This window comes from Micromonospora sp. NPDC047467, assembly GCF_040643095.1.
In the GTDB taxonomy this organism is placed as follows: domain Bacteria; phylum Actinomycetota; class Actinomycetes; order Mycobacteriales; family Micromonosporaceae; genus Micromonospora.
Genome location: NZ_JBEYTO010000001.1, coordinates 285691 through 308152, shown reverse-complemented (window position 1 = coordinate 308152; position 22462 = coordinate 285691). Strand labels below are relative to the sequence as shown.

Here is a 22462-nt window from a genome sequence, read left to right as displayed (position 1 = left end):
ACGTCATCGAAAACTCGACTAGCTTCTGTGACATGTCATCGAATGCGTCGACCCCACCCCTGCACGTGCTGGTCATCGTCGCGAGCACCCGCCCCGGACGGCTGGGGCCAGCAATCGCCGACTGGTTCGTCCAGGCAACCCTTCCCGCGGCCACCGCCGGCGGGGGCACTGTCGACGTCGCGGACCTGGCCGACATCGGGCTGCCGCTGCTCGACGAGCCCGAGCACCCCTCCAGCGGCGTGTACGAACACGAGCACACCCGGGCGTGGAGCCGACGGGTTGCCGCCGCTGACGCGTTCGTCGTGGTGACACCGGAATACAACTACGCAATGCCGGCGGCGTTGAAGAACGCCTTCGATTTCCTCTACCACGAGTGGGCGTGGAAGCCGGTAGCGTTCGTCAGCTACGGCAACACCTCGGCCGGCACCCGCTCCGTGCAGATGGCCAAGCAGGTCGTCACCACCTTGAAGATGATGCCCATCGGCGCCACCGTCGCTCTGCGCATCGCCGAAAGCACACGCAACGGGCAGGTGCTGCAATCCGCAGGACTCGACGAGACCGCCCGCAGAATGCTGCTTGAGCTGACCCGGGTGGCCTCAGCGATGCGGTCCCTGCGTACCGAACCCGAGAGTGAGGTCACCGGGCCGGTCGACGGGCTGAGGCTGACCACGGCCCAGCCCGACGACCTGGCCGAACTGCTCGTGCTCCAGCGGTGCTGCTGGGTGCAGGAGGCCCTCGCGAACGACACCCTCGACCTGGCGCCGCTGCGGGAGACGCTTGACGAACTGCGCGAATCGATGCCGACCTGGCAACTGTGGTGCGTACGGCGGCACGGACGCCTCGTGGCAGCGGTGCGTGCACGGGCGCATGAGCGCGCATGGCTGATCGGTCGCCTCATGGTCGCTCCCGACCAGGCCGGCAACGGCATCGGCACCTGGCTCCTGACGCACGTCGAGCAGCAGGCCCCCCAGAAGGCCGAGCACTACGAACTGTTCACCGGCCGCCGCAGCAACCGCAACATCAGGCTGTACGAACGCGCTGGCTATGCCCTCACCCCCGATGAAGGCACCCCGCACGACGCCGTCCGCCTCACCAAACAGCGGCAACCGGTCACCTCTGTCAGGTGAGCACGACGCAGCAGCAGGCTGACACCGCGGCCGACCTGAGCATGATCACCTCGATCATCAGGACATCATCGCGGGGCGACGCCGGGGCGTGACCATTGCGCGGTGGGGCGGCCGTTGAGACGCCACGGGTGCCCGGTGACCTGCGGCCAGCCTTCGGGCGAGTTTTCCCAGTTCTCTTGCCGGCCGTACACCGTGAGGTCCAGGGCGTGGTAGGTGGTCATCAACGCCTCCACGCCCCGCCCGGTGGTCCAGTAGGTCTCGTAGACCTCGTCGCCGTCGCGCAGGTAGCACGCGATGAACCCGAAGTCGCGACCGTCGGCCAGAGCCGGGTCGGAGTCTTTCGCCGAATACCAGGGGAACCTGTAGCCCATGAACTCCGCGAATGGGGCACTTTCGTCGTAGGGACCCTGGCAGAACACGGCGTAGGTGACGTCCCGAGCGTGCAGGTAGTCCAGCATCTGCATGTGACAGGTCGAGAAGGTGCACCCCTCACACTGATGCTCGTACGGTTTGCCGTCGTGCCACATGTGGAAGTAGGCGATGAGCATCCGGCGGCCCTCGAACACCTCCACCAGCGGGGTGTCCCCGCCAGGGCCCCGCACCGTCACCGTCGGCATCAAGGTCATCGGCAGCTGACGACGAGCGGCGGCGATCGCGTCTCCTTCGCGTGTATGGGCCTTCTCCCGGACCAGCAGTTCGTCGCGCTCACGCAGCCAGGTCTCCCGGTCGACGACCGGGGGCGCGGCGGCGCTGGACACGGGGGTTGCCGTCATGGCTATCTCCTTCGTGGAGTGGGGATCGGTCACAGGTACAGACGACCGAGTCGGCGATCGTCATCGGTGTCCGATGACGGATGGGGTCCGCGGTCGTCAGTACGGTTGTGAGGACCAGTCAGCCCCGGGGAGATCACATGTCCGACTCGCCTGACGAGCAGGCGGTCTGGCTGCAGCGCGCCTTCGACGAGCACCGGCGTGAGCTACACGTGCACTGCTACCGCCTCGCCGGGAACGTCACCGACGCGGACGACCTGGTGCAGGAGACCTTCCTGCGCGCCTGGCGGGCTCGCGACCGCTTCGAGGGTCGCGCGTCGGCGCGCACCTGGTTCTACCGGATCGCCACAAACGTCTTCCTCGACAGCCGCAAGGCGGCCGGTCACCGGACGGTACCGTACGGTGACCCGCTGGAGTGGTCCACCGAGCTCGGCCCCTATCCCGACGCCCTGCTGGCCGACGATCCGCAGACCGGTCTCGCCGCCCGGGAAACCGTCGAGCTGGCCGTGATCGCAGCGCTCATGTACCTGCCGCCGCGGCAGCGGGCGGCCTTCGTGCTGCGCGACGTCCACGGCTGGACGCCGCAGGAGATCGCCGCCGCGCTCGACACCGCCGTAGCGGCCGTCAACAGCCTCCTCCAGCGGGCCCGCCACACCCTCCGACGGCAAGCGCCGTCGGACCCGAAGGACTGGCGCCGCCCGCAGCTCACCTGTGAGGACGAAGAGATCCTGCGCCGCTACGCCAACGCGAAGGACCCGGAGACGATCCGGGCACTGCTCGCCGAGGACGTACGGATCACGATGCCGCCCGAGCCGCCGGTCGTCGGGATCGACGCGGCCGCGGAGTTCCTCGGCCGACCGCTCGACTGGCGTACGTTCCCCACCTCGGCCAACGGGCGCCCGGCATTAATCAACTATCTCCGCCGGCCCGGCAGCCCGCACTACGAGGCGTTGGTCGTCGACGTACTCCGGATCGAGAACGGGAAGATCGTGGAGAGCAACGCCTTCATCGGTGCCCGTCACGTCGCCGCCTTCAGCATGCCCGCCACACTCGAGCCCTAGACAAGTTGTCGCCTCCGCAGACGGTCACGGGCAACTGCCGGAACCGCCGGCAGTTGCCCGTGACCATGGTGCGCGTCCCGGAGCCGAGCGACGGTAGAGAGCCGCCCGTGGTGTCCGGTGCTTGTTGTTACGGCTGGAGGGCCTGCGCGGCAGGGGTCCAGGTCGACTCGTCATTGACGTCGACGACAGTGATTCCCTTGGCGATCTTCTCCAGCTCGGACTGCGACAGTCCGTTGCCGAGGCCACCGGTGCTGACCTGGACGACGACCTTCCCGTCGGCGCTCCAGACGTTGCAGAAGCCACCGGCTTCGGGACCGCTGCCGTCGCCGCCAGGCCGGTCGGAGGCGTTGTAACACCTTGTCGTGCCGGGCTCCGGCGACTGGTTCGAGCTGGTGCTCGGCGTGACGAAGATGTGGAACCCGTCCTTGATGGCGCCCTCGACCGCGTCGTACGGCCCGGTCAGGCCCGAGGTGGGTGCCGCGGGCTTGGTGTACGTCGCGCCGCCGTAATCACCGGCGCGGGCCGCGGCGATGCCGCTGAGCCCGGGCATGGCGTGCGTGCCGATCTGCAGGGGCTTGTAGCCCTGCGGCACGTAGCCCACCGTGAACGGCACCAGGGCCGGCGTCGGCTGGCTGGGCTTCAGGCCCTCGACCAGGCCGCCCAGGGTCTCGAAGCTCGGGGTGGCGTCGTCGCTGGACACCGACGTGACGGCCGCCCAGGCGTTGTCGGCGTACTCCCAGGCGAACAGCTTGTTGCCCGGGTCCAACTCGTTCCGCGGATCGAGGCCGACCGGCAGTGTCGCCTGCACGGCCTTGCGCCCGGCCACTGTGACGTTCCTGCCGTCCTTGATCCCGGCGGGGTCGAAGGCGCCCGGTCGGTAGACGGTCAGGTACGCCCACAGGCTTGGCTTCCCCCCGCTGGCCTTCTTCTTCTGCTCGATGGTGTCGCCCTGAGCATCGGCCTCCTCTTTGGTGACGGGCTTGTCGTTCGAGGTGTGGCCGTCGGAGTAGACGGAGGCGATCTGGTACGCGGTGGACACCACGATCGGGTCCTGCACGTGCAGCGTGCCCGCGTCGTACCCCTTGAAGGTGAAGGTGAACGGCGCGGCGTCGGACCACTCGGCCGCGTCGACCTCGGACGTCGCCGCGCCGGCCGGGGCCGGCGCGGCCGGGGTGCTCTGCTCGGCGGCCAGGGTCGGCAGCAGGAACGCGCCGGCGACCGCGACCGCGACGAGGCCGGCCGCGCCGGCCGACGCGAAGCCGGCCCGACGACGCCGCTCGGCCCGCCGGCCTGCCGTGATGATGTCGTCGGCGGTACGGGCCATCGGCGGCTCGTCGCCCGTCACGGCATCCACCAGGTCATGCAACTGCATTTGTCCACTCCTCCATCGACGTGCCGTTCAGATTGATGCGTTCGCCGGCCAGTGACTCGCGCAGCTTCGCCAGGCCGCGGGAGACCTGACTCTTGGCCGTGCCCACCGTGCAGTTGAGGACGCCGGCCGTGTCCTCCAGGCTCAGACCCAGGTAGTGCCGGAGCACGACCGCGGCCCGCTGCCGCGCCGGCACGGCGTCGAGCGCCGCCCGCAGGCGCATCCGCTCGTCGGCCGCACTGACCGGGTCCCCGCCTGTGACCTCCGGCATGGCGTTGCCGGCCGACCGCTCGCGCCGCCAGGGCCGGCGGGTCTCGTCGATCGCGGCCCGGTAGACCATGGTCTTGACGTAGAGATCGGGCCGTTCCAGCTTCCGCCAGCGCGGGTAGAGCTTGATGAGCGCGTTGGCCACGGCGTCCTCTGCCGTGTGCCAGTCGCCGCAGGTCACGTACGCCAGCTTGCGCAGCGACGTCATCTCTGACGTCACGAACTCGCGGAATGCCTGCTCGTCGTCGGCTTTCACGTCTGTTGCCTCCCCCTGTGACGGAGGTAGAACGGAGCCACCCGTCCGGGAAGTTGCACCGCCCGGAAAAATAGTTGTGCGACTACCATCCGTGAGGGGTGGCCTGGGCTGTGAGACGTGCGGCAGACCTCCGGTGGGAGCGGTACCAGCCGGGGGCGAAATTCAGCCCTTCCGATCGCTACACTCGCCGCAACCCCGGCACCGCACGCAGACGTCAGCGGGTGCTGTCCCGAATCGAATGGAGACGCCTGTGACCCGCGACAAGGCGGCACCCCCCGGCATCGACCCCAACATTCCCAGCGTGGCCCGGGTCTACGACTTCTTCCTCGGCGGCAAGGACAACTTCGAGGTCGACCGAAAGGTCGCCGAACACGCTCTGCGGATCACACCGGACGGGCCGGCAGCCGGCCAGGCGAACCGCGCCTTTCTGCGTCGAGTGATCCGCCACCTTGTCACCGAGGCCGGCATCGACCAGTTCCTCGACATCGGATCGGGCCTGCCCACCCAGGGCAACGTGCACGAGGTCGCCACCGAGCACAACCCGACGGCCCAAGTGGTGTATGTGGACAATGACCCGATCGTCCTTACCCACGGGCGGGCCCTGCTCGCCAGGGAGGGCACCGCGACGGTGATCCAGGCGGACATCCGGGCACCGCACGAGATCCTCAACCATCCAGACGTACGCCGATTCCTCGATTTCGACCGGCCGATCGGCCTGTTGCTCTTCGCGATCCTGCACCACCTCGGTGACGACGAGGACCCGCGAGCGGTGGCGGGGGCGTTGATCGACGCGCTGCCCTCCGGCAGTTACGTGGCGATCTCGCACTTCCGTGACCCGGGTGAGCGAGACCCGGAGGGCTCCCGCAAGGCCCGCGAGGTCGAGCGGGTCTTCAACGAGTCGCTGGGCACCGGACGGTGGCGTACGGACGAGGAGATCCTCACCTTCGTCGACGGGTTGACGCTGCTGGAGCCGGGGCTGGTGCCGCTGGCCGAGTGGCGTCCGGAGCCGGGTACGCCCGCTCCGAACCAGACCGACACCTACCACACCTTCGTCGGGCTCCTCGCTCACAAGCCGTAGGCCCGTTTCACGGCGGGGCCTGTCGATGCGGCGCGAGCGGCGTCTAGCCGGAGGCCCCGGCCCTTGGCGGACAGCCGACCGCGATGGGCTTGGGCGACCCCCTCAGAGTCCCCTGACGATCAGGCGCGCGGCGGCGGGCCGAGCAGTTCGATGCCGTGCCGGGCGGCTGCGTGACCCAGGGCGGCCGGGTCGATGGGTGCCGGATCGGGAAGCCGCCGTTGCGGCGCGGGGCAACCGGCCTCGGCGGCGAACCCTTCGAACCCCGCCGGAGTGGTGATCTGGAGAGCCCGCAAGGGCTCGTCCGCGCCAACCACGAAGCTGTGCGGCACTCCGACCGGCAGCAGGACGAAGTCGCCCGGCCCTGCCTCCAACTCCTCGCCACCGCAGAGAAACCGGGCGGTACCCGAGATGACGTAGAACATCTCGTCCTCCACCTGGTGCCGGTGCAGGGGTGGGGCGAAGCCGGGAGGGTTGACGAATTCGGCAACCGTCAGCTTGCCGTTGGTGTCGGCTCCGGTGGCTTTGAGGGTCACCAGGTTGCCGAGGAACCAGTAGGCCTGGCCGTCGTCCTGACGAAGTAGGTACGGGTGGGCCGTCATGGCGCCTCCTCCATGGTGGACATCACATTCAGTAGCCGTCAGCTATTCGATATTACGCCGGTACGGTGAATATGTTGCTAGTATTGCCCAGCCATGGAAGAAGTCAAGGGCGAGAAGCAGGCCCGCCCGTACCGCTCACCCGTGCGGGCGGAGAGCGCCCGCCGCACCCGCCAGGCAGTGGTGCGAGCGGCCACCGACCTCTTCACCGCCCACGGGTACGGCGCGACGTCGCTTGCCGACGTGGCCACCGCCGCCGGGGTGGCCCGCCCCACGGTGTTCGCCGCGTTCGGCTCCAAGCCCGCCCTGCTGCGGCAGGTTCTGGACGAGGCGTTGGCCGGTGACGACGAACCCGTGCCGATCGCCCAGCGCCCCTGGTTCCGTCCGGTCTGGGAAGCGACGAGTCCGGGCGGAGTCCTCGACGGCTATGCCGGCGTCTGCACGTTGATCGGCAGCCGGGCATCCCACATCTTCGAGGTCGTGCGGCGCGCCGCCGACGAGACGGCGGAACTGGCCGAGATCTGGGAGACGCTTCTGCGCAATCGGCGGGCGGGGGCACGGATGGTGGTCGAACACATCGCTACCCTCGACGCCCCGTGGCGACCCGGCCCCGACACGGAGCTGGCGATCGACCAGCTGTGGTTCTACAACGACCCGGCCCACTACGGTGCGTTCGTGCTGCGCTGTGGCTGGACCGAGGAGGCCTTCCGGGACTGGCTGGCTCGCCGGATGCGCGACGCCCTGCTCACCGGTAGCCGGTAGCCCTTCGCTGGCAAGGGCTGTCACGAGCTACCGCCGCCGGGGAAGCCGTTCCGCGAGGGTCTCGCGCAGATCGTCGGGCAGCCCGTCGACGTCGACCAACTCAGGCAGCAGTTCCGGCTCGGTCAGGTACGCGCGAAACGCCTTCGCGATCGACACCCCGTGCGCCGGACGGTCCTCCACAGTCACCGGATCGCCTACCCGCACCTCGCCCGGCTCCAACACCCGCAAGTAGGCGCCCGGGCGGTTCGCCTGGGCGAAGGACTTCACCCAGCCCGGCTCGCCCATCTTGTGCTGGAACGTGACGCACGGAATGCGACCGAAGGTCGGCTGGAGGACCAACCGCGCACCGACGCGCCACCGCTCGCCAATGACCGCGCCGTTGACGTCTACGCCCTCGGTCGTCAGGTTCTCGCCGAAGAGCCCGTTGGACAGCCGCCGACCCAACCGCACCTGCCACCAGCCGTAGTCCTCCAGCGCGTACGCGTAAACGGCCTGGTCGTCGCCGCCGTGATGCTCGACGTCGAAGATCTGGTCACCAACCAGGCCGCTGTGCAGTCCCGTCGTCTTGGGCCCCGGCGCACGTACGGCGACCGGATGATCAACCGGTCGCTTGTTGATACCCGTGACACCAACGCCCTTGGCCGGGTTGGGCTCCGGCACCGCCAGGTTGACCGAGACGATTCTGCTCACGTCCGGCAACCTAACTGCCCTGGCCACCGCACGCCGAGCAATTTCCCGCCATTTGCCGGTGCCGTCCAGACCTACGCGGCTTCACCGATGACCGACTGTCGGGCCAGGCTGCGCCGCCGCCTCCATAGTCGAGACGGCTTTGACGCCCGTACGGACGCAGGCGGTCCAGGGTGGGGCATGCTCGGCTTCGCCGGGGAGCTGCGAGCGCGTCCGCCGGACCGCGCTCTCGCTGCGGATCTCTGCGAGCCAGGACGGCACCGGTGCGGCGGTGGGCTCTCACCGGAACTGGTGCGTAGTGTTCCGGTATGGCACAGCGACTCGTCAGCGTATGGCAACCGTTCTTCCTTGGTAGCGCGAGTCGGGGCGCTGCCATCGACGCCGCGACGGAGTTGGAGGAGCTCGGCTATTCGCGGCTCTGGTTCTCGGGCGGTTTCGGGGAGAACATCGCCCCACGCTTCCGGGAGATCCTGGACGGGACCAAGCGCATCGGGGTCGCGTCAGGGATCGTGAGCATCTGGCACTCGTCGCCCCCTGAGGTGGCGGCGTTCGCGCAGGACGCGGAGCAGGCCCATCCCGGCCGGTTCCTGCTCGGTCTCGGCGCCAGCCACGCCGTGGTGGTGGAAGGCAGCGGCACCACCTACCGCAAGCCGTATTCGAGGATGGTGGAGTACCTCGACGGTCTCGACGCGGCCGGGCTCCCTGCCGAGCGGCGGATCCTGGCCGCACTCGGCCCACGGATGCTTGAGCTCTCCCGCGACCGTTCAGCCGGGGCGCACCCGTACTTCGTCCCTGCCGAGCACACCGCCGAGGCTCGGGCGGCAATCGGGCCTGACCGGCTGCTCGCTCCCGAGGTCGCGGTGGTCCTCGAAGCAGACGCCACCGCGGCGCGCGCCACGGCCCGGCAATACACGAGCGGATACCTCGCCCTACCGAACTACACCAACAACCTGCGGCGGTTCGGCTGGACCGACGAGGACTTCGCCGAAGGCGGCAGCGACCGGCTCGTCGACGCCCTGATTCCCTGGGGCACAGCCGAAGAGGTCGCTGCCGGGCTGGACAAGCACTACCAGGCCGGCGCCGACGAGGTAGCGGTCCAGGTACTCAATGGCGGCGACGCCACAGCATTCCCCGCCGACGCGTTCCGCGCTCTCGCCGCAGTCCTGATCTGACACGGGTGAAGTCCCGCCAGGCGATGTTGCGGTCCCTTGCCACGCAAGGGTGAGGCCAACACCAAGCTGGACTCCCGGATCGCCGACCACTACAACACGTCGACCGGCACGCTCTACGCGCAGGTCGGCAAGGACGTGCAACTGCGGGCGGACCGCAAGATCCAGCAGGCTGTGTGGTACGGCACCGAGGCGCCGGTGTACTGAGCCCTCAACGACATGACGATTCTCTACACGATCTGACATCCTCGCATAACGGAGTGGAACCATTGCCGATGGCAATGGTTCCACTCCGTTGTCAATGTGCAGGGCACCTACGGTGGCGCTGACCCCGCGTCGAGGCGTCCTGCCACCGCGCGTGCCCTCTCGTGCGCGCGCTGAACTTCAGCGTCACACGATGGAGATCGACCGCACCTGGGTGTTGCCCTTGGTGTCGACGTACACCTTGTAGTCGCCGACGGTGTAAGTGCCAGCAGCGTTGTTGTTGATGGTGAACGTACGCGTCACAGCAGACTCGCTGCCGTCGATACGGGTCTGCTTCACCGTGATGGTCAACTCGTTCGTGTTGCCCTTCAACTTCTTCACCACCGCCGACGGCTTCGCATCGGTGACCGCGTTGGCCACTGTCACGTAGACCGCGTCGGGCGACGAGAACTCGGCGTTCTTCTGCCCGTCACCGAACTGGAAGAAGCCCCGCTGCTCGGTGGCCCCGCGACCCGGGAACGGATCCGGGTTCGACGCCAGGTACGTCGGGTTGACCTTGTACAGGTCCGTCTTGGAGTCCGCGAGCTTGGCCTGCACACCGGTGTACGGCGCGTCGGTGATCGCGAGGTTGACCGACAGGTAGATGGCGTTGGGGTTGTTGGCCGAGATGCGCGACGAGAAGTACTTGTCCGCACTCTGCCCCGCGGGAACGGCCAGCGGCACGACCCGGCCGCCGGCGAGAATGTTGAACCGGAAATCGCCGTAGCCGCCGGCGATGAACTTCGCCCACGCCGCGTCCGACATGTGTGCCGGGCGCTCGACCTTGAACTCCAGACGCATCGGCGCCACGTACGTGCTGCTCTGGAACTCCGGGTCGGTCAGGGGCAGGTAGACCCCTCCCGGCTCGTGGCCCAGCGCGAACGCCGCAGCCGTCGGGGCCGAGTTGCCGCGCCCGTTCCACATCGGGATGTTGAACGAGGTGGCGCCGAGCAGGGCCCGGTTGCCCAACTGGTTCGCGCCGACGGCGCCCGACGCGTCCTTGTAGGTGCCGATGGTGACATCGAGCAGGTCGAGGTCCGCCCGGTCGGCGTTCAGCCCCGGCATGTCCGCCCACATGAACTTGGCGCCGGCCGGCCCGGTGTAGCGGGCCATCTCCAGCATGCCGTCGGCCATCATCTTGGTCATCTGGACCGCCGAGTCGACCTTCATCCGCTCGTTGGCGGTGTGCCACCAACGCTCGTTGCCCGGGATGACGGCGCCGAAGGCGGTCATCTTGTTGCGGAAGTTGCTGGCCAGGGTGCCACCGGTGGTGCCCTGCGGGTAGACCACGTCCCGCAGGGAGTGCGGGTCCGCGAACTCCTGCGGGCTGTGGTCGATCGTGGCCTGGTAGCTCTTGTACTGCAGAGCCGTCAGCGGGTTGTCGTGGGTGACGTACAACCCGGCGCCGATGGGCGACCCGAGGTTGCCGATGGTGAACCCCTTGCCCTGGAAGGCTTCCGTGATCGCCGCGGTCGCCTGGCCGGAGTCAGCCGCGTTGAGGTGCATGCTGCGCACGTACATCGGCATGCTGAGGTTGCCGGTGGCCTCCGTGTAGAAGCTCGTCGGGGTCTCCGAGTTGATGTTGGCCATGAGGGCGAGGGTCAGGTTCGGCGTGCCGTTGTTCGGGTTGCGCAACAGGTTCGCCGGGATGCCCATGTACTTGCCGATGTAGGCCTCGCCCTCGACCCCGCCGCGGAAGAACAGGTCGGCGATGCCGTCGGCGGCCTTCTTCAACTGCAGGTCGGCGGTCGTGCTCCCCAACTCACCGAGCCCCTTGGAGAGGAGGAACATGCCCCACACGACGGCGTTCTTGCCGTACTGCGGGGTCGGCATCTCCATCGCCACGTCCGTGTTGATCTCCAGCGTGAGCGAGTCGCCGGTGATCGTGGTCTGCACCTTGGGCGTGGTGCGGGGAGCGTCCGGGAGCCAACCCTTCGTGGTCGCGGCAGCGGTGATCGCGGACACGAACCGGTTGCGCTCGGCGGAGCTGGCGCCCGTCACGTCGAGGGTGAAGATGGCCCGCGAGGCGATCTGCGTGGTGCTGCCGTAGGCGATGTCCTTGAGCGTCGGGTCGCCTTCGCGCAGGGTGACGCCGGCCGTGGCAGCCGTCAGCCGGAAGGCCTTGGTGCTGTCCGCCGCCAAGCTCATCGACACGGCCGGGGTCACCGAGCCGGAGTTGCCGACGATGACCGGGAACCGCGAGTCGGAGGTGTACGCCGCAATTGGCATCTCCTCCCGGTTGAGGTTCTTGTAGGCCCAGTTGTCGTAGAAGCTCGGGTTCGCGTTGTACGGGATGGACTGGAAGGCTGCGGTGTTCGCCGCCGTGGGCGTACCGGGACCGCCGTCTTCGTAGATTCCCATGACGATGCGGATGCGACGGTCGAGGGGCAACCCCGCTTCGAGCAGCGCCTTGGCCGCGAGCAGCGTCGCCAGCGTCGGGCCGCTGTCGTCCTGGATGCCCGCGCCGTAGACCCAGCCGTCCTGGAGATAGGGCGAGTGGTAGGCGCCAGGAGTGCCGAGGTTGCCATCGGCGTCCCGCCAGCGCGCCAGCTGGGCTGCCGAAACGGAAGACGTCGGCGAGTCGAGGTGGCTCAACGCCATGATCATTTCCGGGGCGTCCGGGTCACCGATCTCGGCGTAGACGTACTTGTCGGGCTGGCGTTGGACGACCACCGGGAAACCCAGGTCGGTGGCCAGCTTGACCACCCAGGCGAGCTTGGCGACCTTGCGGTCGTACTCGTTCTGGTTGGCTGGGGTGTTGCTGACGGGGAAGGGGTACGCCGTCGCGGCCGTGCCGCCCCGGGAGATGGAGTCGTAGTTCGACCCGTCCAGCATCGCCCCGACCAGAGTGAGCGGGTTGTAGGTGCCGTCTCCCGCCCGCGCGCTGTTGACGCGTCCAGCCAGCGCCTCGACCTCCGCGTGGATCGCGTCGCGCTCGGCGTCGGTCACCGACAGGTCGTAGGTGACGCTCGGCTGGAAGCGCTCCTCGCCGAGGCTGGTCGCGGAGGCCTTGGACGGTGGGGCAACGGTCGCCACGAGGGTCGCGGCGAGCATGACGGAGAAGATCGACTTCCGTCTGTCTCTCATATAAGCTCCAGAACAGGGGGATGTCACAGTAGTGAGAGCAGCACACACCAGCCGAGCCGCCAGCGGTCGCTAGCTGGGGATTTCTTGAGGATCATCTGAGGATCGGCCGGTGCCGTCAGCTCGGCCGCAGCCGGTAGCCCGCCCCCACGGACGGTCTCCATCGGGCCGGCATCGTCGACCTTCCCAGGGGGCAAAGCGGACGTCGAGGGTGCGTCCGGCCTTCCGGGTGGTCTGCCATACGTCCTTCAGCAACCGTTCACCGGACGCGCCCCCCGTGCCGCGTGCCGGGCCAACGCCATCAGCAGGTCGAACTCCTTGCGGGTCGGGTTCACCTTCCGGCCGGAGAGCTCGCGACATGCCGCACAACGGGCTCCGCCAAACGGATCAGCCGCTTCGGCGGTTACCCCACTGGCGCGGGCTCTGGACCGAGCCCCGGCCCCCGCTGTGCTGGCCCTTTCCATATGGTTGAGGCGAGGCGACCTTGCCCTTCGCGCGCCGGGCAGCCCGATTTGCGTGAACGGCAGGTTGGTCGGTCTCGGTCTCGGTCTCGGCCTCGGTCTCGGTCTCGGTCTCGGTTGAGGATTCGGCATCCGCCGCGTGGTCGTCCTGGACGGGCTCAGGCTCCGGCATCGGTATCTCCCTGGATCGGTGGGGCGCCCTGCGGGCCACCGACAGCCGACGGACGCGGACTACTCGACGCCGGTGTGGGCGCCATGACGGTATCGCAACGCCGAGCCCGTCCGATCGACGGTCTCTCAGCCTCGATCGGTTGGTCGCGTAATGCGCGCCGCGGCGATGAGGCCGGTGAGGCCGGCGTGAAGGTCGGCCCCCGCCAACAGCGCCTGATCCTGGCATTGTTGCTGGCCAACGCGAACACGCTGGATCTCCTGAGACGTCAGGGCCTCCAGCGCACGCCCGGGTTCACCCGCCCGGACCAGTCGAAGACCGCCATGTTGTCCCACTGGTTTCCGGTGCCGTTGATGTCGGCCGGGTCCCAGCCGTTGCCGCTGACCGCGTACCAGGTCGGTTCCCAGTAGAAGACACCGATGGCCCCCGCATTGCGGGCGGTGTTCTGGACCCAGTCGAACTCCTGGGCCTGCCCGGACCAGGTCGCGCTGATGCCGTCACAGGTCGCGTCGCCGATGGCATTGGGCTCGCTGTCCGCGTTGTTCCGGGTGAAGGGGTACGCGGTCTCCACGATCACCACCGGCTTGCCGTAGCGGCCGCGCAGGTCGACGATGTTGTTGTAGAGGTTCGACAGGGTGCCGTGCCACATGCAGTAGTAGGACTGCGCCGTGATGTCCCACTGCACACCCTGAGCGCGGATGCCGTCGTAGAACCATCGGGCGTTGGCGTTGCTGTCGGCGTTGGCGGTGTGGATCATCACCGGGATGCCGCTGCCGCACGCCTTGGTCGCGTTGTAGCCCTGCTTCAGCAGGCTGGCCAGCGGGGCGAAGTCGTTGTTGACGACCTTTCCCTCGTTCCACAGCATCCCGACGTTGATCTCGTTGCCGATCTGCACGCTGTCGGGTGGGGTGCCCTGCCCCCTGAGGCTGGAGCAGACGTCGTAGGTGAAGTTGTACACGTCGTTACGCAGCTGGCTCAGGCTGTGGCCGGCCCAGGCGGCCGGCTTGTACTGCTTGCCGGGGTCGGCCCAGGTGTCGGAGTAGTGGAAGTCGACGAGCACCTTGAGGCCCTTCGCCCTGGCCACCGCCGCCTGGGCCAACACCCTGCTCTTGTTGTTGTAGCCACTGATCGGGTTGTTCCAGACGCGCAGTCGGACGTAGTTGACGCCGGCGGACTTCAGGATGTCCAGTGGGTCACGGGCGACACCGCCGGCGTCGTAGTACCTGGCGCCCAGGTCGAGGCTGCGCTGCAACGAGGAGACGTCGGCGCCCCGCATACTGAGCGTGTTCGCGGCGGAGGCGGGCGCGGGCGTGCCGCCGAGCGTGCTGGAGACGACGAGGATGCCCGCCGCGAGTGCCCCGATCAGGGCCTTGGGGCGGCGGTGGGGTGTTGTCGAACCCGTGCTCACGAGATTCCTCCTCACTGTGGGACGGTCGAGCCAGATCAGCTCCCGGGCCGGGGTCAGCCCACGGCGCAGGGTGCCCCGTTGAGCGAGAAGCCGGTCGGCGGTGCGTCGCTGACGCTCCACCGTCCCTGGAAGCCGAAGGTCGCCGAGCCGTTCGGCGCGAGGACGCGGTTCCAGTCGACGTTGCGGGCGGTCACGGTGGCACCGGTCTGGCCGATCGTGGCGTTCCATCCCGAGGTGACCTGCTGGTCGCCCGGGAAGTTGAAGGTGACGATCCAGCCGTCGACCGGTGCCGTCCCGACGTTCTGGACCGTCACGGTGGCCACGAAGCCGCCCTGCCACTCGGACTGGTTCCGGTAGGTCACCCGGCACGTCGACGGCGGCGGGGTCGGCGGGTTGGACGTCGTGGGCAGTTCGACCGTGTTCGACGCGACCGACACGTTGCCCATCGTGTCCCGAGCCCGTACGTAGTACAGGGTGCGCAGCGGCGTCGACTGTGGCAGCGAAGCGGTGTACGTCGTTCCCGGCACGGTGGCGATCAGCGTCGAGGTGAACCAGCCGTCGAACCGGTAGACGTTGTACCCGAGCACGCCGACGTTGTCCGTCGACGGCGACCAGGACAGCGTCGCGGTCGAGGCGGTCACCCCGCCGACGGTCAGGTTCTGCGGGGCACTCGGTGGGGTGGTGTCCGGGCCGGTGTCCGTCACCGGAGTGACCACGGTCAGCGGGTCCGTCGAGCGGGAGCGGTGTCCGAGGCTGTCCCGAGCGGCCACCTGGAAGGAGTACTGCCTGCCCGGGCGGAGGTAGCCGGTGATCGTGGTGGTGGTGACGGCTCCGACGGTGACGCTGAGGACGACGTCGTCGAACGCCTGGTAGTACGTGATGTCGTACCCGGTGACGGCGCAGCAGCCGGGCGTGGCGGCCGTCCAGGTGAGGGTGACCGACCCGGTCTTGACCTCACTGACGGTCAGGTTCGTGGGCGCACTCGGCGGGAAGGGCGAGGTGCCCGGCGTGCTGGGTGCCGTGGGCGGCGCGGTAGCGGTCGGCTCTGCGGCGTTCACCACAGCGCGATCGGGCGCCGGGGCGACCCCCGGATACGCGGCAGGCGCCCCGGCGCCGGCGCCGGCGGGCGGGGCAGCGCCCAGAGCAATGCCGAGCACCGCCGTCGAGAGCACAACGGCGGCCAGCAGACCCGGCCGCAGACGGCGGAGCAGCGAGGACGAGCAGACGCCTGTCATACCTCGACGATGCAGTCCTTACATCGATGATCGCCAACGTATCTCACGCCTCGGTCGGCCGACCGGCCCGAGTCACGGTGGCTGGCCGCCCCGCTTCTCCGCCGACGCCTCACCCGCTCGACCGGAAGCGTGATCGGCTCGCCGGAGTCCAACGAAGACATTTTCGTCAATATTGCCAGAGCGGATGCAGGCATGTTGGAATGGCTCATATCGCCGCGGCACGGGGGCAACCGTGCTGGGAAGGGCGAGCACGGGAGCATCGCAGTGCCGGCAGCGCGCCGCTTGGGCAGGCGCTCACATGCCGCATCGCCGGGCCATCTCCACGACGACGGGCGCTCTGCCGACAGGCACCCTCGCCCGCCGTACGCATCCCCCCGGGCACGTGTCCCCCGGCGGCCGACCCGCTCGATGTTCGACCCGCCGGATGCGTCCGATTCGGTCTGCCAGCGCACCAGAACCGGCGACGAGGTGAGAAGCAGTCATGATTTCCCGAGAAGGTTTCGCGGGGTGGTACCGACACCGCCTGGTGTGGGTGGCGGTGATCCTGCTGGCGACGTCGGCCGGCGCGGTCATACTGACCAACCGCTCCGCCCCGGCGGAGAAGCCGGCGGATCTGCAGGCGCAGATCGTGGCCCGGATGCGTACCACGCTCGAACAGGCGGACCCGGGGCAGCACAACCACGCCGGGCACGGTGCCCAGCAGGCGGCCACCGGGGCGGAGAAGCCGCCGGTGATCTGTGGGGTCCACGTCTACGGCTACGAGCCGACCGAGGCCACCGCGCTCGCCGACGTGCGGACTGTCTACGGCTTCCACCTCTGCGGGATCGCCGAGAAGCAGCGCCCCTGGGACGTGGCGGTCAAGCTGGTCGGCCCAGTGATCATGGATATGTCCACTCAGCCTCCGGGCATCCAGGTGGTCGAGGCGACAGCCGACGTCAGGTTCGTCGACCGGCTGCGGGAGATGTTCCCGGACAAGTACGAGGAGTTGGCGCTCAAGGAGGCGCTGACCACCTCGGAGATGGCCGACCAGCGCCGCCGGTACGACGCCGCAGCCGGGCTCTGACCTTTCGGGGAAGCCGGGCCGGGCGTCGCGCTCGCACCCATCCGCCCGCCGGACCTCGACTGGCGGAGCCAGCGGCCGGACCTCTCCCGCACCGGGCACGACGCGCCGTCCGCGTACTGCCGTGGGTGCCGTTGTCGGCGATCCGTACGACGGTGCCGCAGCCACGGACCACCCGTCGTTGATCCGGCGATCTCGGACAGCTCGATCCACATCCACCTATAGATAGATCAGCATTGATATTTACGTCAATAGATGTAACAGTGATTTGGGAGCGTTCCCAAATCCAGTCTTCAGTACCAGGGAGGATGAACAGTGCGTTCACACAAGCCCGATCAATCCGGCGGGCAGTCCCGGTCAGCCATCCGTCGGTCCCTCCAGGCGCTCGTCCTGCTGTTCGCCATGGTGGTGGGCACGCTGCCCTGGACCGGCGCCGCCCAGGCCCACGGCACGATCATCAACCCGGCGAGTCGGGCGTATCAGTGCTGGAAGACCTGGGGCAACCAACACATGAACCCGGCCATGCAGCAACAGGACCCCATGTGTTGGCAGGCCTTCCAAACCAACCCCGACACCATGTGGAACTGGATGAGCCAGCTCCGCGACGGCCTCGGCGGCCAGTTCCAGGCCCGTACCCCGGACGGACAGCTTTGCAGCAACGGCCTGTCCAGGAACAACACGCTGAACCAGCCTGGCGCGTGGAAGAAGACCACCGTGAGCCGCAACTTCACGGTTCAGATGTACGACCAGGCCAGCCACGGTGCCGACTACTTCCGGGTGTACGTCACCAAGCAGGGCTTCAACTCGGCCACCCAGCAACTCGGGTGGGGCAACCTCGACCTGATCACGACGACGGGGCGCTACGCGCCAGCGCAGAACATCTCGTTCAACGTCTCGACCTCCGGACGCAGCGGAAACCACGTCCTGTTCGTGATCTGGAAGGCGTCGCACATGGACCAGACCTACATGTGGTGCAGCGACATCAACATCGCCTGATCGGCGACGCGGCACCACCCCGGCCCAGGGCGTTGGCGTCCTGGGCCGGATCCTTCGTCCGGTGGTGACCCGACACCGGGTGCCGGTCGACACCGCGCACGGGTGCGGCGGGCGACCGGCTGCGCCACCCGAGGGACGGCGTCCGCCCCTTCAGGAACCCAGTTTGATCCGGACCCGCCGATTCTGCCGGCCCTTGCTCTCGACCTTGGTGACGGTCACCCGGCCGATCTGGCCGGTCGAGGCGACGTGGGTGCCCCCATCTGCCTGCACATCGAGCCCGACGATGTCCACCACCCGCACCTGAGGCAGATCCGGTGGTGCCGTGAACTGCGTCCGTACCAGATCGGGGGTGGCATTCGCCTCGTCCCGGGTGAGCATCCGAACGACGATCTTGCGGTCGGCGGCGATCTCGGCGTTCACCGCGTCCTCCAGGGTCTGCTTGAACCCCGGTGGGACCTCCGGCAGGTTGAAGTCCATGCGGGCCTCGCCGGGCTCCATATTGCCACCGGTCACCAGCACGTTGAAGTCGCGGAAAACAGTGCCACAGAGCACGTGCAGACCCGAGTGGGTACGCATGAGCGAGGTACGGCGATCGTCGTCGATCGCCCCGGTCACCGTGGTGCCGACGGCGGGCACCGGATCCCCGGGCGCGGGCAACAGGTAGAGGTCGTCGCCCTTGCGGGTGCCGACGATCCGCGTCTGCACCCCCTGCCAGATCAGCACGCCGTGGTCCGGTGGCTGGCCGCCACCGCCGGGGTAGAACGCGGATCGGTCCAGCACGATGCCCTGCTCCGGATCCGTCGGGTCCGACCACAGGACGGTGCAGTCCCACGTACGGAGTGTCACATCTTCCCAGTCCAGCCGTTGGGTCCGGCCGTGATGATCAATGCCCATAGGTTGATGGGAGGGCGGCCGTCGGCGGCGCCACTCCGTCCCCCTTCAGCGCTCGTGTGGTCGTCTGCACCCCGATTATTCGTGCGTCGTACGTCGGGGACAAACACCCGGTGGCCCGCCGGTACACCTCGACGACCGTGACGGTGACGGTTTCTCCCGCGCTGTGCACGCCCCGGAGGGGCGGCGTGTGACTCACGCCGCCCCTCCGGGCGAGCTCAACGTCCGTACAGCTCGAATTCGTAGAGCGAGAACCCGTACGAGGTTGCCCGGCTGACCCCGTACACCCGCACGTAGCGGGCATTGACCGGGGCGAAGGTCACGTTGTCGACGCCGCCGTTGCCGGCGGTGGTGCTGAACACCGGCTGCCAGGAGTTGCCGTCACCGGAAACCTCGATCCGGTAGCCGGTGGCGTACGCGGCCTCCCACCGCAGCACCGCCCGGCTGACCGTCCGGGCCGCGCCGAGGTCAACCCGGAGCCACTGGTTGTCGTTGTAGCTGCTGGCCCACCGGCTGCCGAGACTGCCGTCGACCGCCTTGGCCGGGGTGTTGCTGGTCAGGAACTGGGTGCTCGACGCGGTGGCCGGCCGTCCCTGCGCCAGGTTGGTGACCTTGTCGCCGCGCCGCGCCGGGAACGAGACGACCTGCTGGTAGGTGGGACGGTTCTGCCAGGCGATCAGCGGGTGGGTGATGCCACCGAGCCCGGACTGGGCGATCGCGTCGGCGCACCACTGGTCACCGGCACCGCACGACTTGTCACCCGGGTAGACCGTGGTGGCCGGCAGCGCGGCGGCCTGACCGAGCGTGTCCAGCAGGGACTGCCGGCACGCGCCGAGGTTGCCGTTGCCGCAGTACGCGCGGCCCAGCCCGCCGGCGACGGGGTCGCCGAGCACGGTGCGCAGGTCCTTGTCGACGTAGCCCCACCAGCCGTACTGGAACGCCGAGCCCTTGTGCGCCTGCCCCTGCGACGACCAGCTCACGGTGCCGTCGCGTGCGCCATTCTGGCCGCCCGAGGGTGCCTCGTTCACCTCCAGGGCATCGACGAGCGCGGCGTACAGGTCGGGGCCGAGGCCGGGTCGGAACTGCGCCGAGGCCAGCAGCGGCCACCAGGCGTCGAAGATCCGGATGGCCTCGGCGTGCTGGTAGACCTTGGAGCCGGGTGACGTCTCCACCCGGCGGGAGCCAGCCTGCTGCCAGGCCCGCAGTTTGCTCACGGCGGCGGCCAGCGCCGGATCGGTGACCGGCGTGCTGTCGAGCACCCGCAGCAGCTCGCCGAGCACCTGTTGGCCACGCAGGTCGGTCACGGCCGCCTCGGCGGTGATCCGGACGATGTCGGCCCGGCCCACCTTGCGCTGGGCGATGGCCGCGCGCACCGGACCGTCGAGCAGCTGACCCCGATGCACCGCGCCGTAGCTGAAGTTGCCGTCGGCCGCGCCGAAGTCGCGCGCCTGCTTGTTGTTCCAGCTGACGTAGTAGTCCTGGTTGACCGACTGCGGATGCGCCGACGCCGGGGCGTACGTGGCGTCGTTGGTGTCCGGGTTCCAGCCCACCCACTCGTACGCCGGCTCGGCCTTGGTCGGCAGGTTCGGGTCGGCGGCGGCGGGCCGGACCGGGTTCGAGCCGGAGTTGAAGTACGCCGCCTCGGTCGAGTTGACGTAGAACCAGTTGAACGCGTACCCGACGTTCGCGGCGGACGCCTGGAACGCCGCCGCGCTGCCCATCGCCGCGGGGTCGTTGTACGCCTGGAAGCCGATCGCCGAGTCGGCCTCGTGCCGGTAGGTGGAGCGCAGTTTGGTGAACGCGGTGGGCTGCCCGTTGACCAGGCCCCGGTGGGACACCAGCCCGTACTTGGTGCGCAGCGAGCGCAGCGTGTACGCGCCGGCCGGGGTGGAGTCGGCCAGCGTCGGCGACCAGGAGTTGCGCTTCTCCAGCACCTCCATGGCGAGGCACTGGCCGCGGTAGAGGTAGCGGTTGGAGCGCAGCGTCGGGGCGCTGCCGTCGGTGGTGCACAGCGGCACCGCGTACGTGTCGGTCAGGTCCTGGGACGCGGAGGTGGCGCTCCAGGCGTAGTCCTGACCGCGACCGAGCAGGACGTAGAGGTTCAGCCCGGCGAACGCGGCGCCGCGTGCGCTGATCCCCGGCCCCTGGAGTTCCTGGAGCATGAGCAGTTGCGGGGCGAAGTAGCCGGTCTGCGGGCCGAACACGGCGACCGGGTTGCCGGTGGTGGTGTGCCTGCCGGAGACCACCACCGCGTTGGACATGCCGTGTGCACGCACGTTCGACAGCCCGCCGAGCAGTTCGTTGGTGGCCGTGCTGGCGCCGGTACGGGCGGCAGCCCCGCCGGTGGCGTCGTAGGCGAGGGGCTCGGCGACCACCGTGCCGGCGTCGGGGAGCACCGCACTGGTCGCGCCCGGCGGTGTCGCGCCGTAGGGGAAGCTCTGCCCGTCGTGCAGCGTGAGCACAGTCTCCGGGTCATTCTGCGAGCGGAACGCCTGCCAGACCCGGTCGCCCTCGGTGGTGCCGTACTTGGCCCGGGCGGCCACCCGGACCAGCGCGGACTGGATCTCGCTGCCGCCGCCCCCGCCGAAGAGCCCGCCCACCACACCGGCGGTGGCGATCAGATCGGTCATGGTGAAGTGCTTCGGCTTGCCAGCGCCGGTCAGCACGTACTCGCCGGGGTAGTTGTCGTCGGCGATCGACTTGTCGACGTAGGCGTTGATGCCGGCGATGTAGTCGACCACGTCGGTGTAGAGCTGCTGGCCCCGGGTGCCCTTGAGGCGCAGCGCGTCCACCTGCGCCTGGAGGTCCGCCTCCGAGTAGGGCGAGTTGGCCCAGATGCTCTGCTCCAACTCACGGTTGCCCGGCGCGCCGCCGGCGAACGAGGTGAGCGTGCCGCGACCGGCGTGCCGCAGCAGGTCCATCACCCACAGCCGGTCCTGGGCCCCGGCGTAGCCGGCGCCGAACATGGTGCCGGCGCGGGTGGTGCCTGTGACGTGCGGAACGCCGGTGGCCTTGTCCCGCACGATTGTGACGTCCGACCGCGGTGAGATGGTGCTCTCGACCTGCGCGGCGGGGACGCCGAACGAGGCGTCGTTGTAGAAGTGGGCGATCTGCTCGTCGGTCAGCCCGGCGTAGTTGTAGACCAGGTTCGCGTACTCGTCGAGCTGGTCGCTGGAATGCGCCGGGCGGGTGCCGAGCGCCTGGTGGGCCAGGATGGCGACCAGCGTGGCGTTACCGTTCTGCCCGGGCGGCAGGATGTCCGCGCACTGGCCGAGGCAGTAGTCGTCGGGGGTGAAGGTGCTGGCGGCGAGCGCCGGTGACGGCGGGATGACCGTCAGGACGCTCGCGGTCAGGACGGCGGCGGTGAGGGCCGCGAGCCGGGCACGAAGGGCGGGTCTGGGCATGGGGTCCTCCGGGGACGCGGAGTCGGGCCGTTCGTCACGCCCGGCTGCCGGTGCCGACCTCTCGCCCTCCGCGCCCGGGCGTTCCACCCGGAGGTGAGAATGACTCACATCGATTCGAGCAATGATCGACGCAGGACCGCCGTCCGGGATAGCCGTCGTTCACCACGCGCCAATGCCGACGTTTCGCCGCCTACCGCCACCGGCATCGAGCGCGGCGGGAGTGGCGCAGGTGCCGCCCAGCCTGGCAGGCCCCGCACTCCCCCAACTTCCCGCCTTCTGTAAACAATCCTTGATATTAGCCTTCACGAACGTCAATATATGGAGGTCGCGGGTCGCCTAAGCCTGGGGAGTTGGCCATGAGAAGCCGTC

At 68.8% G+C, this 22462-nt stretch carries 18 protein-coding genes; 8 read left to right on the top strand and 10 right to left on the bottom strand.

Annotation, left to right across the window (positions count from 1 at the left end; all coding sequences use genetic code 11):
• Positions 1-32: 32 nt before the first annotated feature.
• Positions 33-1127, top strand: a complete 1095-nt coding sequence (locus ABZ780_RS01295; protein ID WP_357482936.1) for a bifunctional NAD(P)H-dependent oxidoreductase/GNAT family N-acetyltransferase — start codon at positions 33-35, stop codon at positions 1125-1127.
• A 65-nt stretch (positions 1128-1192) separates the two neighbouring features.
• On the opposite strand, the gene ABZ780_RS01290 is transcribed toward ABZ780_RS01295, so the two are convergent.
• Positions 1193-1900, bottom strand: a complete 708-nt coding sequence (locus tag ABZ780_RS01290) for a DUF899 family protein (protein ID WP_357482933.1) — start codon at positions 1898-1900, stop codon at positions 1193-1195.
• 137 nt (positions 1901-2037) lie between these two features.
• Between ABZ780_RS01290 and ABZ780_RS01285 the strand changes: the two genes are divergently transcribed.
• Positions 2038-2958 carry an RNA polymerase subunit sigma-70 gene (locus ABZ780_RS01285; RefSeq protein WP_357482930.1) on the top strand — a complete coding sequence of 307 codons (921 nt, stop codon included), beginning with the start codon at positions 2038-2040 and terminating at the stop codon, positions 2956-2958.
• A gap of 127 nt (positions 2959-3085) precedes the next feature.
• Here the strand turns inward: ABZ780_RS01285 and ABZ780_RS01280 are convergent, their stop codons facing one another.
• Both ABZ780_RS01280 and ABZ780_RS01275 read right to left on the bottom strand, forming a co-directional pair.
• Positions 3086-4330 (bottom strand): hypothetical protein, encoded by a 1245-nt coding sequence (locus tag ABZ780_RS01280; protein ID WP_357482927.1) that lies wholly within the window; start codon positions 4328-4330, stop codon positions 3086-3088.
• Positions 4317-4850 (bottom strand): SigE family RNA polymerase sigma factor, encoded by a 534-nt coding sequence (locus ABZ780_RS01275; protein ID WP_356998957.1) that lies wholly within the window; start codon positions 4848-4850, stop codon positions 4317-4319. Before ABZ780_RS01275 ends, ABZ780_RS01280 begins: the two co-directional genes overlap by 14 nt.
• Before the next feature lie 250 nt (positions 4851-5100).
• Between ABZ780_RS01275 and ABZ780_RS01270 the strand changes: the two genes are divergently transcribed.
• Positions 5101-5928 carry an SAM-dependent methyltransferase gene (locus tag ABZ780_RS01270; protein ID WP_356998954.1) on the top strand — a complete coding sequence of 276 codons (828 nt, stop codon included), beginning with the start codon at positions 5101-5103 and terminating at the stop codon, positions 5926-5928.
• 119 nt (positions 5929-6047) lie between these two features.
• Here ABZ780_RS01270 and ABZ780_RS01265 read toward each other — a convergent pair whose 3' ends face one another.
• Positions 6048-6527, bottom strand: coding sequence for a quercetin 2,3-dioxygenase (locus tag ABZ780_RS01265; RefSeq protein WP_356998951.1), 480 nt, complete (start codon positions 6525-6527; stop codon positions 6048-6050).
• Positions 6528-6620: 93 nt separating this feature from the next.
• Between ABZ780_RS01265 and ABZ780_RS01260 the strand changes: the two genes are divergently transcribed.
• The gene (locus ABZ780_RS01260) at positions 6621-7286 is read left to right on the top strand and encodes a TetR/AcrR family transcriptional regulator (protein WP_356998948.1); all 666 of its coding nucleotides are present in this window, start codon (positions 6621-6623) and stop codon (positions 7284-7286) included.
• A 27-nt stretch (positions 7287-7313) separates the two neighbouring features.
• Here ABZ780_RS01260 and ABZ780_RS01255 read toward each other — a convergent pair whose 3' ends face one another.
• Positions 7314-7976 (bottom strand): MOSC domain-containing protein, encoded by a 663-nt coding sequence (locus ABZ780_RS01255; RefSeq protein ID WP_356998946.1) that lies wholly within the window; start codon positions 7974-7976, stop codon positions 7314-7316.
• Positions 7977-8281: 305 nt separating this feature from the next.
• On the opposite strand from ABZ780_RS01255, the gene ABZ780_RS01250 reads away from it, so the two are divergent.
• Together ABZ780_RS01250 and ABZ780_RS01245 are read left to right on the top strand one after the other, a co-directional pair.
• Positions 8282-9145, top strand: a complete 864-nt coding sequence (locus ABZ780_RS01250) for a TIGR03620 family F420-dependent LLM class oxidoreductase (RefSeq protein ID WP_357482924.1) — start codon at positions 8282-8284, stop codon at positions 9143-9145.
• A 36-nt stretch (positions 9146-9181) separates the two neighbouring features.
• Positions 9182-9349, top strand: a complete 168-nt coding sequence (locus ABZ780_RS01245; protein ID WP_357482921.1) for a hypothetical protein — start codon at positions 9182-9184, stop codon at positions 9347-9349.
• A gap of 183 nt (positions 9350-9532) precedes the next feature.
• Here ABZ780_RS01245 and ABZ780_RS01240 read toward each other — a convergent pair whose 3' ends face one another.
• The 3 genes from ABZ780_RS01240 to ABZ780_RS01230 form a co-directional block, all read right to left on the bottom strand.
• Entirely contained in the window at positions 9533-12472 is a 2940-nt protein-coding gene (locus ABZ780_RS01240; protein WP_357482918.1) for a M20/M25/M40 family metallo-hydrolase, read from the bottom strand.
• Between the two features lie 895 nt (positions 12473-13367).
• Entirely contained in the window at positions 13368-14507 is a 1140-nt protein-coding gene (locus ABZ780_RS01235) for a glycosyl hydrolase 53 family protein (RefSeq protein WP_357482916.1), read from the bottom strand.
• Positions 14508-14560: 53 nt separating this feature from the next.
• The gene (locus ABZ780_RS01230) at positions 14561-15742 is read right to left on the bottom strand and encodes a cellulose binding domain-containing protein (RefSeq protein WP_356998932.1); all 1182 of its coding nucleotides are present in this window, start codon (positions 15740-15742) and stop codon (positions 14561-14563) included.
• A 481-nt stretch (positions 15743-16223) separates the two neighbouring features.
• Between ABZ780_RS01230 and ABZ780_RS01225 the strand changes: the two genes are divergently transcribed.
• Positions 16224-16805: a hypothetical protein gene (locus ABZ780_RS01225; protein ID WP_356998929.1), complete on the top strand. Its 582-nt coding sequence runs from the start codon at positions 16224-16226 to the stop codon at positions 16803-16805.
• 312 nt (positions 16806-17117) lie between these two features.
• Positions 17118-17798 (top strand): lytic polysaccharide monooxygenase, encoded by a 681-nt coding sequence (locus ABZ780_RS01220; RefSeq protein ID WP_356998926.1) that lies wholly within the window; start codon positions 17118-17120, stop codon positions 17796-17798.
• 150 nt (positions 17799-17948) lie between these two features.
• Here ABZ780_RS01220 and ABZ780_RS01215 read toward each other — a convergent pair whose 3' ends face one another.
• Both ABZ780_RS01215 and ABZ780_RS01210 read right to left on the bottom strand, forming a co-directional pair.
• Complete coding sequence (locus ABZ780_RS01215) at positions 17949-18692, bottom strand: alanyl-tRNA editing protein (protein ID WP_356998923.1); 744 nt, start codon at positions 18690-18692, stop codon at positions 17949-17951.
• A gap of 215 nt (positions 18693-18907) precedes the next feature.
• Positions 18908-22093 carry a penicillin acylase family protein gene (locus ABZ780_RS01210; RefSeq protein WP_356998921.1) on the bottom strand — a complete coding sequence of 1062 codons (3186 nt, stop codon included), beginning with the start codon at positions 22091-22093 and terminating at the stop codon, positions 18908-18910.
• Positions 22094-22462 lie beyond the last annotated feature (369 nt).

Excerpts from the sequence above, each read along its gene's own strand:
- ABZ780_RS01295 (WP_357482936.1), top strand. The coding sequence starts at position 33 with ATGTCATCGAATGCGTCGACCCCACCCCTGCACGTGCTGGTCATCGTC.
- ABZ780_RS01290 (WP_357482933.1), bottom strand. The coding sequence starts at position 1,900 with ATGACGGCAACCCCCGTGTCCAGCGCCGCCGCGCCCCCGGTCGTCGAC.
- ABZ780_RS01285 (WP_357482930.1), top strand. The coding sequence starts at position 2,038 with ATGTCCGACTCGCCTGACGAGCAGGCGGTCTGGCTGCAGCGCGCCTTC.
- ABZ780_RS01280 (WP_357482927.1), bottom strand. The coding sequence starts at position 4,330 with ATGCAGTTGCATGACCTGGTGGATGCCGTGACGGGCGACGAGCCGCCG.
- ABZ780_RS01265 (WP_356998951.1), bottom strand. The coding sequence starts at position 6,527 with ATGACGGCCCACCCGTACCTACTTCGTCAGGACGACGGCCAGGCCTAC.
- ABZ780_RS01260 (WP_356998948.1), top strand. The coding sequence starts at position 6,621 with ATGGAAGAAGTCAAGGGCGAGAAGCAGGCCCGCCCGTACCGCTCACCC.
- ABZ780_RS01250 (WP_357482924.1), top strand. The coding sequence starts at position 8,282 with ATGGCACAGCGACTCGTCAGCGTATGGCAACCGTTCTTCCTTGGTAGC.
- ABZ780_RS01240 (WP_357482918.1), bottom strand. The coding sequence starts at position 12,472 with ATGAGAGACAGACGGAAGTCGATCTTCTCCGTCATGCTCGCCGCGACC.
- ABZ780_RS01230 (WP_356998932.1), bottom strand. The coding sequence starts at position 15,742 with ATGACAGGCGTCTGCTCGTCCTCGCTGCTCCGCCGTCTGCGGCCGGGT.
- ABZ780_RS01225 (WP_356998929.1), top strand. The coding sequence starts at position 16,224 with ATGATTTCCCGAGAAGGTTTCGCGGGGTGGTACCGACACCGCCTGGTG.
- ABZ780_RS01215 (WP_356998923.1), bottom strand. The coding sequence starts at position 18,692 with ATGGGCATTGATCATCACGGCCGGACCCAACGGCTGGACTGGGAAGAT.
- ABZ780_RS01210 (WP_356998921.1), bottom strand. The coding sequence starts at position 22,093 with ATGCCCAGACCCGCCCTTCGTGCCCGGCTCGCGGCCCTCACCGCCGCC.